Source organism: Arthrobacter sp. H14, from assembly GCF_000520495.1.
Classification (GTDB): Bacteria; Actinomycetota; Actinomycetes; order Actinomycetales; family Micrococcaceae; genus Arthrobacter_C.
Map to the genome: position 1 here is coordinate 11,232 of NZ_KI914677.1, position 10,831 is coordinate 22,062.

General features: G+C 62.6%; 10 protein-coding genes. 7 read left to right on the plus strand and 3 right to left on the minus strand.

Annotation, left to right across the window (positions count from 1 at the left end):
• The 3 genes from Y707_RS32955 to Y707_RS0116835 all read right to left on the minus strand — a co-directional run.
• A partial coding sequence (locus Y707_RS32955; protein WP_442853305.1) for an RskA family anti-sigma factor occupies window positions 1-369 on the minus strand: 369 nt, incomplete at its 3' end.
• 1 nt (window position 370) lies between these two features.
• Window positions 371-994: an ECF RNA polymerase sigma factor SigK gene (gene sigK, locus Y707_RS0116830; RefSeq protein ID WP_026535938.1), complete on the minus strand. Its 624-nt coding sequence runs from the start codon at window positions 992-994 to the stop codon at window positions 371-373.
• Between the two features lie 220 nt (window positions 995-1,214).
• Window positions 1,215-1,685 (minus strand): tRNA (cytidine(34)-2'-O)-methyltransferase, encoded by a 471-nt coding sequence (locus tag Y707_RS0116835; protein ID WP_026535939.1) that lies wholly within the window; start codon window positions 1,683-1,685, stop codon window positions 1,215-1,217.
• A gap of 52 nt (window positions 1,686-1,737) precedes the next feature.
• Here Y707_RS0116835 and Y707_RS33540 point away from each other — a divergent pair, with 52 nt between their 5' ends.
• The 7 genes from Y707_RS33540 (at window position 1,738) to Y707_RS0116870 (ending at window position 10,760) form a co-directional block, all read left to right on the plus strand.
• A complete protein-coding gene (locus tag Y707_RS33540; protein ID WP_442853306.1) occupies window positions 1,738-2,601 on the plus strand; it encodes a diacylglycerol/lipid kinase family protein in 864 nt (287 codons plus the stop codon).
• On the plus strand, window positions 2,570-3,748 hold the full coding sequence (locus tag Y707_RS0116845) for a cysteine desulfurase family protein (protein ID WP_051442132.1): 1,179 nt from the start codon (window positions 2,570-2,572) through the stop codon (window positions 3,746-3,748). The genes Y707_RS33540 and Y707_RS0116845 overlap by 32 nt, the downstream gene beginning before the upstream one ends.
• Before the next feature lie 90 nt (window positions 3,749-3,838).
• Window positions 3,839-5,020 (plus strand): tRNA 2-thiouridine(34) synthase MnmA, encoded by a 1,182-nt coding sequence (gene mnmA / locus Y707_RS0116850; protein WP_026535941.1) that lies wholly within the window; start codon window positions 3,839-3,841, stop codon window positions 5,018-5,020.
• A gap of 213 nt (window positions 5,021-5,233) precedes the next feature.
• Complete coding sequence (locus Y707_RS0116855; RefSeq protein ID WP_026535942.1) at window positions 5,234-6,868, plus strand: ABC transporter substrate-binding protein; 1,635 nt, start codon at window positions 5,234-5,236, stop codon at window positions 6,866-6,868.
• Between the two features lie 105 nt (window positions 6,869-6,973).
• Window positions 6,974-8,059, plus strand: a complete 1,086-nt coding sequence (locus tag Y707_RS0116860) for an ABC transporter permease (RefSeq protein ID WP_026535943.1) — start codon at window positions 6,974-6,976, stop codon at window positions 8,057-8,059.
• 11 nt (window positions 8,060-8,070) lie between these two features.
• Window positions 8,071-9,081 (plus strand): ABC transporter permease, encoded by a 1,011-nt coding sequence (locus Y707_RS26990; RefSeq protein WP_253905224.1) that lies wholly within the window; start codon window positions 8,071-8,073, stop codon window positions 9,079-9,081.
• Entirely contained in the window at window positions 9,078-10,760 is a 1,683-nt protein-coding gene (locus Y707_RS0116870) for an ABC transporter ATP-binding protein (RefSeq protein ID WP_026535944.1), read from the plus strand. Before Y707_RS26990 ends, Y707_RS0116870 begins: the two co-directional genes overlap by 4 nt.
• The last annotated feature ends 71 nt before the right edge of the window (window positions 10,761-10,831 follow it).

Consider the following 10,831-nt stretch of genomic DNA (forward strand, 5'->3'; position numbering starts at 1 on the left):
GCGGAGCGCAAGCTCATCCTGGGCCCCGTCCCGGGAACCGGCACCTGCGGCCGCGGTGGCAGGGGCCTGCGCGGCCGGTCGTTCAATTTCATGCTCCGGCAGCCGTGCCATGATCCGGTCCAGCAGATCCGCAGGAGGTTCGGCCACATCGGTTGCATACGCTTCAGTGGCGGTCTCCCGCGCCTGCCGTACCCGTTCATTGAACGCGGTGCGGACATCCTGGGCAGCGGCTGAGATATAGACCTCGATCGTGGTGCGCTCCTCTTCGCTCACAGCATCCAAGGCATACACCTCAGCCCACTCCAGAATCCGGCCCTCGTCCAGGTCCGTCTGAAGGTCCTCTGCGAACTGCTTATTGTTATTTTCCATCTCAACTCACCCCCAAACAGGCTTTTAGTCGTAGTAATCCATCCCGGATCCGGGACTTGATGGTTGGTACGGCCACTTCGAGTTTCTCGGCGACTTCCCGGTAGGTGAGTCCGCCGTAGTAGGCCAGTTTCACTGATTCCTGCTGCGTATCGGTCAAGCTTTTGAGGCAGTCGACGACGGCTTCCGCTTCGATCCGCCCAGTCACCGCTTCGACAACTTCGTCATGGTCGACGACGTGGGAGGCGGCTCCGTAGCGGGCCTCGCGGTCTGAAGTGCTCTGTTCGGAGCGGACCTTGTCCACCGCGCGCCGATGCGCAATGGTCATTAGCCAGGCAAGGGGAGTGCCCGACGACGGATCATACTTTCCGGCCGCCTTCCAGACCTGCAGGTAAACCTCCTGCGTGGCATCCTCACTCAGCTCGGAATCAATCAGCACCCGTTTGGCCATGCCGAAAACGCGCCGGGACGTCAGCCGGTACAGTTGCGCGAACGCTTCCTGATCGCCCCGTCCGGTCCTGGCCAGCAACTCCACCAGCTCTGAACGCTCAGCGGATACCGCTGGGGCAGGGCGCTCCGTGGATTGATAGCCGTTGTTGGTCCGCCGGCCGACCTGTGGGGTGTCCATGACTTCCAAGCATATGCGCCCTGAAGGGAAATTCTGTAGCGACCATGCTGACCGGAGGCGAGAAAACTCCGATGCAGGCGCGGCGTAGACCGTCGCCATCATCGTCTCACCTCATCCCAGTCCGGTCCGCCAAAATGCTTTCATCACTTATTCGCGGCTGCGCAAGGTTCGGATGGGTGCGTGCTGACTGTGCGACAGATCAGCTTCCACCGTGGTGTGCTTAGGCGTCCCGTGACCCCTGAAAATCGTTCTGCCGCCAGGCTTCGTAGAGGGCGATCGAGGCTGAGTTTGCCAGATTGAGGGACCGGAGCGACGGCAGCATCGGGAGCCTGAGACGGGCTGTCACATGCTCATCATGTTTCACGTCAGTTGGCAGCCCGACGGATTCGGGGCCGAAGAGCAGCACGTCGCCGGGCAGGTATTCCACCGAAGTGTAGGACTGTTCGCCATCGGAGGTGAAGGCGTAGACCCGCTGCGGTTCCAGTGCGGCCCAGGCCTCCTGCAGGGAGTCATGGACATGCAGGACAGCGAGGTCGTGGTAATCAAGGCCTGCGCGGCGGAGCTTTGCGTCGTCCAGGTCGAACCCCAGCGGTCTGACAAGGTGCAGCTCGGCGCCAGTGACAGCGGCAAGGCGAATGGCATTGCCGGTATTACCGGGGATCTCGGGCGTGTAAAAGAGGACGCGGAACACCCGACCAGTGTAATGACCTGTTCCGGTACGCCGGACCGGTCCTGCAGCGGGTGTGGATGCCCTCGTGGTGGTGGGCGGCGACGGCATGGTCCATCTCGGCGCCAATGCTCTGGCAGGGAGCGATATCCCACTCGGTGTCGTCGCCTCCGGAACGGGAAATGACGTGGCACGCACGCTCGGGCTGCCACGGAAGAACCCGGAAGCCGCCGTCGACCATTTGCTGTCTGCCTTGGCTGCTCCGCCACGCTACATGGACCTCGGACTGGTGCATTGCGGCGGCACTTCGAGCTACTTCGCGGCGGTGCTGTCGGCAGGTCTCGACGCGGTCGTCACTGAACGGGCGAACAGCTGGTCCTGGCCCAAGGGGCCAAACCGTTACAACGGCGCCATCCTGCGCGAACTCGCCACGTTCAGGCCCCATTCCTACTCGGTGACGCTCGGCGGCAAGACAAAGGAACTCGATGCCGTGCTGATTTCGGTGGCCAACGGTCAGTCGATGGGCGGCGGCATGAAGATCGCTCCGGAGGCCAGGTACGACGACGGCGAGCTGGATTTGGTGATCGTCTCGCCACTGTCCCGGCTGCGGTTCCTGGCGGTATTTCCGAAGGTTTTCTTCCGGCCGCCACGTGGGGCACCCCGCCGTGCGGATACAGCGCATCTCCGCGGTGGAACTGGACGCACCGGGCATTGTCGCGTACGCGGACGGCGAGCGGATCGGTCCGCTGCCGGCCACCGTGCAGGCGGCACCGGCCGCGCTTCGCATTCTGGCCTGTGGATAAGAATCGGCGGGAAGCGGGCTGAGCCTTTAGAATCGTTGGGTGCCCGTGAAATCAGATCCTGTGTATTTGGATCATGCGGCCACCACGCCACTCGTGGCGGAGGCAATGGCCGTGCTGACCGAAGAATTAAGCCGTAGCGGCAACCCGTCGTCGCTGCACGGCTCAGGCCGTCGTGCCCGCAGGGTGGTCGAGGACGCGCGCGAGGCACTCGCTGCCGCGGCCCGCGCCCATCCCTCCGAAGTCATTTTCACCTCTGGCGGCACAGAGGCGGACAATCTCGGCGTCAAAGGCTTGTACTGGGCCCGCAGGGACGCCGATCCCAACCGGACCAAAATCCTGGTCCCGGGCATCGAGCACCATGCCGTCCAGGACACGGTCGAGTGGCTTGAGCGCCACGAAGGGGCCGACGTCGTCTGGCTGCCGGTTGATGCCTCCGGAACAATCTCGCTCGAGGCGCTGCGCTCGGAGTTGGAAGCCGATGCCGCGCTGGAGCAGCCACGCATCGCCCTGGTCACGGTGATGTGGGCGAACAATGAGGTCGGCACCATTCAGCCCATTGCCGACGTCGTCAAGCTGGCTCATGCCCATGGCGTTCCGGTGCACTCGGATGCAGTGCAGGCATTCGGCTCCGTACCGGTGGATTTTGCCGCCTCCGGACTGGACTCGATGGCTGTCAGTGGACACAAGATCGGCGGACCGGTCGGTGTTGGTGCACTGTTGCTGGGGCGGTCGGTCAAGCTGACTCCGGTGCTCCATGGCGGCGGACAGGAACGGGATGTCCGTTCCGGCACTTTGGACACTGCCGGCATCGCAGCTTTTGCCGCCGCTGCGGCATCCGCCGTCGAACATCTGCCGCAGGAATCCGCCCGGATAGCGGGGCTGCGGGAGCGGTTGATCGACGGCGTCTCACGGGTGGCGTCTGAAGCACAGTTGCGTGGGCCTGGGGATCCGGAGAACACCGGGAAGAGGCTTCCCGGCAACGCGCATTTCACCTTTCCGGGCTGCGAGGGCGATTCACTGCTCTTCCTGCTCGACGCGGCGGGAGTGGAATCTTCCACCGGGTCGGCCTGTACCGCCGGGGTGCCGCGGCCGTCCCATGTGCTGCTGGCGATGGGCCTGGCTGAAGACACCGCCCGGGGAGCCCAGCGGTTCACGCTCGGACACACCTCCACGGAGGCCGATGTGGATGCCTTGCTGACGGCATTGCCGGAAGCGTATTCCCGTGCCAAACAGGCGGGCATGGCCGGTCATGCCTCCTCGATCCAAACCGCCGGCACCAGGTAAACCAGGCTTTGAATCGGTCGGACGAACTAATCACGACCGGGGCAAGATACAAACAACACGGAACCGACCGGTTCCAGGGAGATACACCAAATGCGAGTTTTAGCAGCCATGAGCGGCGGAGTCGATTCCGCCGTCGCCGCAGCGCGGGCAGTCGATGCAGGGCACGACGTCGTCGGCGTCCACCTTGCGCTCTCCCGGATGCCCGGCACCCTGCGCACCGGCAGCCGCGGCTGCTGCACCATCGAGGACTCCCGGGACGCTTGGCGCGCCTGCGACATCCTTGGAATTCCGTACTACGTTTGGGACTTCTCGGAGCGGTTCAAGGAGGACGTCGTTGACGATTTCATCGCCGAGTACGCCGCCGGCCGCACGCCGAATCCGTGCATGCGCTGCAATGAGCGAATCAAGTTCGCTGCCCTGCTGGAGAAAGCTATCGCGCTCGGCTTCGACGCCGTCTGCACCGGCCACTACGCCAAGGTGATCGAGGACGCCGACGGCAACCGGGAGCTGCACCGCGCGGCCGACTGGGCGAAAGACCAGTCCTACGTGCTCGGCGTGCTGACCCACGAGCAGTTGCGCCACTCCATGTTCCCGCTCGCCGAAACCCCCACCAAGGCAGAGGTCCGCGCCGAGGCGGAGCAGCGCGGACTGTCGGTGGCGAAGAAGCCTGACAGCCACGACATTTGCTTCATTCCCGACGGCGATACCCGCGGCTGGCTGGCCGAGCAGATTGAAATGCGCGACGGCGACGTCGTCGACGAAACCGGCTCCAAGGTCGGTTCCCATGAGGGAGCAAACGCGTTTACCGTCGGCCAGCGCCGCGGGCTGAAGCTGGGCACACCGGCGTCGGACGGCAAGCCGCGGTTTGTCCTGGAAGTCAGGCCCAAGGAGAACGAGGTCGTGGTCGGTCCTGAGCGGATGTTGAACATTGATCAAATGCGCGGTATCAAGGTCTCCTGGTGCGGCCTGCCGCCATCCGAGGCTGCTGCGCTCGGGGATGCTGGAACGGGAACGTCGGCGGAATTCGACTGCATGGCCCAGGTCCGCGCCCATGGCGACCCGGTGAACGCGAAGGCGCACGTCGAGCTCACCGGGGACGGCCGGGAGGAGCTGGTCGTCACCCTGATCGAACCAATGCGCGGAGTCGCACCGGGGCAGACCGTGGTGATCTACCAGGGAACGCGCGTGCTGGGCCAGGCGACTATCGACACTGCGCGCTCACTGGAGCGTCCAGACCTCGTCCCGGCCGCGGGCGCGTCGTCGACCCACTGAGAACGACGTCGTTCAGCTGGCGCAACGGGCCGCCAGCCCGGCCGCCACGGCGGTAGATGCGGGCTTCAAGTTTTCGTTATCTAGATTAAATTCCGGTCTCAACTGAGCTCTCACCGGGTCTTTTGGACTTTCTGATGATAGAAACAATGCATCATTAAGTGTGGGCAGTCACATGCGCCCACCTCGATAATCATCGAACAAGAAAGTTCCCAGATGGCTAAGATGAAAAAAGGGCTGCGCTCTGCCGTGGCCGCTGCCGCTCTGAGTGCGCTCGCACTCACTGCGTGCACGGGTCCAGCGACCGAAGGCGGGGGTGGCGGCAGCGAAGAAGCTGGCGAGTCCATCGTTGTTGGCACCACGGACAAAGTGACCTCGCTCGACCCCGCCGGCTCCTACGACAATGGCTCCGGTGTCGTGATGACACAGATTTACCCGTACTTGCTCAACTCCAAGCCGGGAAGCGCCGATCCGGTACCAAGCATTGCCACCTCCGCCGAATTTACTTCCCCCAAGGAGTACACGGTCAAGCTGAAGGAAGGCCTGAAATGGGCCAATGGCAATGACCTGACGTCTTCGGACGTGAAGTTCAGCTTCGACCGGATGGTCGGCATCGCGGATGCCAGCGGGCCTTCGGCGCTGCTCGGCAACCTTGAGAGCGTGGACGCTCCCGACCCGACAACCGTGGTGTTCAACCTCAAGGCTGGAAACGACCAGACCTTCCCGGAGATCTTGACCAGCCCGGCAGGACCGATCGTGGACGAGGAAGTGTTCTCGGCCGATGAGATCACTTCGGATCAGGAAATTGTCGACGGCAAGGCATTCGCCGGTCAGTACTCCATTGACACGTACAGCAAGAACGAACTGATCGCCTACAGCGCGTACGAGGGCTACGAGGGACTGCTCGGCGAGCCGAAGACGGAAAACGTCGAAATGAAGTACTACACCAGCTCCAACAACCTGAAGCTGGATGTGCAGCAGGGCAATATCGACGTCGCCTACCGGAGCCTCTCGTCGACTGATGTCGCGGATCTCGAAGGTGACGACAACGTCAAGGTCCTCAAGGGTCCCGGTGGCGAGCTTCGGTACATCGTCTTCAACTTCAACACCATGCCGTTTGGTGCTGAGACCGAGAACGCGGATGAGGACAAGGCTCTTGCAGTCCGCCAGGCCATGGCGCACGCGCTTGACCGCCAGGCGATCGCCGAACAGGTCTACAAGGGCACCTACACCCCGGCCTACTCCTACGTTCCGTCCGGTCTGCCCGGCGCCATCGAACCGCTGAAGGAAATGTACGGCGACGGCAGCGGCGGCCCCGACCTGGAGCGTGCCAAGTCCACCCTGGAGGAGGCCGGCATCGATACTCCGGTTTCCATCAACATCCAGTACAACGGTGACCACTACGGCCCGTCCTCCGGCGACGAGTACGCCATGGTCAAGTCGCAGCTGGAGCAGGATGGCCTGTTCAACGTCAATCTGCAGTCCACCGAGTGGGTCCAGTACTCCAAGGACCGCACCAGCGACGTCTACCCGATGTACCAGCTGGGATGGTTCCCGGACTACTCGGATGCAGACAACTACCTGAGTCCGTTCTTCGCGCCGGGTAACTTCCTCGCCAACCATTACGAGGACGAGGAAGTCGCTTCACTGATCGCCGAACAGCGGACGACGACGGACGAGCAGGAGCGCCTGGACCTCATTGGCGAAATCCAGACAGAGGTTGCCAAGGACCTTTCGACGCTGCCACTGCTGCAGGGCTCGAGCCTTGCCGTGGCGGGTAAGGACGTCAAGGGCGTAAAAGACACCCTGGACGCTTCGTACAAGTTCCGTTTGGGAGTTATCTCCAAGTAGCAAACCGGTCTCGAGTGGGCGGGGCGTGCCAATGGCCGTCCCGCCCACTTACTGCTGTGTTACCGGAGGCCGGAACGACCGGCCTATATATCAAGCTAGGTAGTTATGACATCAATGATCGACACTCCGGAGGGCGCTACAGCGCAGGAGCCGGAGAAAAAGCCAAAGAAACAAGGCCTGGGGCTCGGCAAATACATCCTTATCAGGTTCCTGCTGATCTTCCCCACAATCTTCATTCTCGTAACCATGGTGTTCTTCCTGATGCGGATCACCGGCGATCCGATCACCGCGGCAATGGCGGGCCGGCTTCCACCGGACGCCCTGCAGGAACGGATCGAAGAGGCCGGTTACGACCGGCCCGTCATCATCCAGTACTTCGAATACCTGGGCAATATCATCCGTGGCGACTTCGGAACGACGCTTTCGGACAATACCGAGGTGACGTCACTGCTGGTCAACTACGGTACGGCGACGCTGGAACTGGCGTTTTACGCGCTGATTGTCGCCTTCATCATCGGCATCCCGTTCGGAATGCTTGCCGCCTACAAGCGCGACCGTGGCCCCGACGCCGTTCTGCGTTTCTCCGCCATCCTCTTTTATGCAACGCCGGTCTTCTTCGCCGGTCTGCTGCTGAAGCTGGTCTTCTCGGTATGGCTTGACTGGCTGCCAGTGGCAGGACGGACGAACTATCTGGCTGAGCTTGAAGGGCTGCGGGCGCCGACCGGCATCTATCTGCTCGACGCGCTGCGCGCCGGAAACCTCACCATTGCCCTCGACGTGCTTTCGCATGCAGTTCTGCCTGCGATCGCGCTGGGTCTGCTGACCGCGGGTGTATTCCTCCGGCTGGTCCGGACCAACGTGATTGGCACTCTCGGCTCTGATTTCGTCGAGGCCGGCCGTTCCCGCGGCGTCAGCGAATACAGGCTGGTCACCAAGCACGCCTACAAACCGGCACTGATCCCGATCGTTACCGTGATGGGCCTTCAGATGGCGCTGCTAGTCGGTGGCGCCGTGCTGACGGAGACCACGTTCGGTTGGCCGGGGCTGGGCTTCAAACTGGCTGAGTACCTGACCGCCCGCGACTTTGTTGCGGTGCAAGGAATTGTGATGCTGCTGGCCGTGATTGTCGCCTTCACGAACTTCCTTGTCGACATTATCGCCGCGCTGATTGACCCGAGAGTGAGGTACTGATCATGGCGGGTATGAATAAAGAATCCAAGTGGTCGCGGTTGCCGGTGATTTCCCATCTGCGCAAAAGCGTTGGACTGCAGCGGACCATGCTGGTCATAGGGCTCGTGCTTTCAGGCATCTTCGTCCTGACCGCCATCTTCGCTCCGCTCATTGCTCCTTATGGGTTTGCCCAGTCATCGGACGAGTCGGGCAGATTTGGCGCCCAGATGCCGCCGTCGCCCGATCACCTCTGGGGCACGACGGTTGGCGGCTATGACGTCTTTTCCCGGGTGATCTGGGGAGCTCCGACGGCGGCACTGGTGATCATCGTCGCCGTCGTCCTCTCGATCTTCGCCGGCATTATCCTGGGTCTGATCTCGGGTTACCTCGGTGGCTGGATCGACCGGGTGCTCGTGGTGGTGGCGGATGCGATCTATGCGTTCCCCGCACTGCTGCTTGCGATTGTGATGTCTATTGTCATCAGCGGCGGGCAGTCGAACCTGTTCGGCGGCATCATGGCGGCAGGTATCGCCCTGACCGTGGTGTTCGTCCCGCAGTACTTCCGTGTGACCAGGGCCGAAACACTCCGGCTTAAGGCCGAACCTTTCGTCGAATCGGCCAAAGTTGTTGGCGCATCGAACATCCGCATCATGAGCCGGCACGTCTTCCGCAATGCGACCAGGACGCTGCCGCTGATCTTCACATTGAACGCGTCGGAAGCCATCTTGACCCTCGCGGGACTGGGCTTCCTCGGCTTCGGTATTGAACCGACGTCCGCCGCAGAGTGGGGCTATGACCTGAACCGGGCCTTGGCCGACGCATCGAGCGGCATCTGGTGGACCGGACTGTTCCCCGGACTCGCCATTGTGCTGACCGTTCTCGGCCTGACGTTGGTAGGAGAAAGCATGAATGACCTGAATGATCCGAGACTGCGAGGCCGCAAGCGTGCCGGCAAGACCCGGACGCAGGAAGGCAGGACAACGGTCGAGACGGTGCCCACCGTCGCCGACGTCGATGGAACCGGAGTGGAGGCAGCGAAATGACACAGATTGCAACTCCCTCAAACCTGGGGAAACCCGTACTGTCCATTGATCATCTGAAAGTAACCTTTGCCACCGATGGTGGCGATGTGCCGGCGGTCAAGGACGTCAGCCTCGATGTTGGTTCCGGCGAGGTCGTCGCCATCGTAGGTGAATCGGGTTCGGGCAAGACCGTCACGGCCAAAACCATCCTGGGGCTGCTGCCTGAAACGGCGGTCAGTTCCGGGGCGGTCGTGCTCAACGGCAACGACGTCATCTCCGTTTCGGCGCAGAAAATGCGGCAGATCCGTGGCAAGGACGTGGCGATGGTCTTCCAGGAGCCGTCGACCGCGCTCAATCCGGTCTTCACGGTCGGCTGGCAGATCTCCGAGGGCATCCGCGCGCATGGAAAGGTTTCGAAGAAGGAGGCCCGCGCAAGGGCCATCGAGGCACTGACCAAGGTCGGAATTCCCGATCCGGAGCACCGGGTGGACTACTATCCGCACCAGTTCTCCGGCGGGCAGAAACAGCGTGTGGTGATTGCCGCCGCGTTGGCGCTCAATCCCGGACTGATCGTCGCCGACGAGCCGTCGACTGCCCTGGATGTCACCGTGCAGGCCGAAATCCTGCAGCTGCTGCGGGACCTGCGGGACCAGTATGGCGTGTCTATTGTGCTGATCACGCACAATATGGGCGTTGTGGCCGATCTGGCCGACCGCGTCGTCGTGATGTACCAGGGCGACGTCGTCGAAGAAGCGGATGCCACGGCACTCTTTGCCAACCCGCAGCAGGACTACACGAAGAAGCTGCTCGCCGCCGTGCCGCACCTGGGCAGGAATTCGGCGTCGGCGGGGTTCGCAGCGAGCCCGCCCAAGTTCGGCGAGGTGCTGGTCCAGGCGAAGAACCTCGAGATCGAGTATCCCGGCCGCCTTGGCCAGCCCGCCTTCAAAGCGGTGGACCGGGTCAGTTTCCAGATCTCGGCCGGCGAAGTCTATGGCCTGGTGGGGGAGTCCGGTTCTGGTAAGACCACCATTGGCCGCTGTATTGCCGGGCTCAACCGCGCCACCGGTGGAAGCCTGAAGGTCTTCGACTACGAAATGGTCGGGTTCAAGGAACGGACTTTCAAACCGCTGCGCAAGGACATCGGGTTTGTTTTCCAGGACCCGGCTGCGTCGTTCAACCCGCACCTGACCATCGGTGAGTGTGTGGCCGAACCGGTCGCGATCCACGAGAAGCGCTCGGCCCGGGATATCCGCAAACGCGTCCTGGAGTTGATGGATGCCGTCCAGCTGCCATCGAACTTCATCGACAGGTATCCGCATGAGCTCTCGGGCGGGCAGCGTCAGCGCGCCAGCCTGGCCCGCGCGCTGTCGCTGAATCCGAAGCTGCTGGTGGCCGACGAACCGACCAGCGCCCTGGATGTCTCCGTGCAGGCGAAGGTGCTTGAGCTGTTCAAGGAAATCCAGGCCGAGTTTGGCTTTGCCGCACTGTTCATCAGTCACGACCTTGCCGTCGTCGACATGCTTGCACACCGCGTGGGAGTGCTGCTGCGGGGCGAGTTCGTGGAGGAGGGCATTGGAAACCAGATCATGAGCGATCCGCAGCACCCGTACACCCAGCGGTTGGTCGCTTCGCTGCCCGTTCCGGATCCGGCGCTGCAGGCTCAACGGCGCGAGGCGCACCGGGCCATGTTCAGCAGTTAACCACAGCACGCTGACAGGGCCGCCGCCCGGCGGAATATCCCGCCGGGTTGCGCCGGTCAGCGTGACGCTTC

What these genes read in the sequence shown, in the direction of transcription:
- Y707_RS0116870 (WP_026535944.1), top strand. Translation starts at nt 9,078, where the DNA reads ATGACACAGATTGCAACTCCCTCAAACCTGGGGAAACCCGTACTGTCC.
- Y707_RS0116845 (WP_051442132.1), top strand. Translation starts at nt 2,570, where the DNA reads ATGGCCGTGCTGACCGAAGAATTAAGCCGTAGCGGCAACCCGTCGTCG.
- Y707_RS0116860 (WP_026535943.1), top strand. Translation starts at nt 6,974, where the DNA reads ATGACATCAATGATCGACACTCCGGAGGGCGCTACAGCGCAGGAGCCG.
- Y707_RS0116855 (WP_026535942.1), top strand. Translation starts at nt 5,234, where the DNA reads ATGGCTAAGATGAAAAAAGGGCTGCGCTCTGCCGTGGCCGCTGCCGCT.
- Y707_RS26990 (WP_253905224.1), top strand. Translation starts at nt 8,071, where the DNA reads ATGAATAAAGAATCCAAGTGGTCGCGGTTGCCGGTGATTTCCCATCTG.
- mnmA (WP_026535941.1), top strand. Translation starts at nt 3,839, where the DNA reads ATGCGAGTTTTAGCAGCCATGAGCGGCGGAGTCGATTCCGCCGTCGCC.
- sigK (WP_026535938.1), bottom strand. Translation starts at nt 994, where the DNA reads ATGGACACCCCACAGGTCGGCCGGCGGACCAACAACGGCTATCAATCC.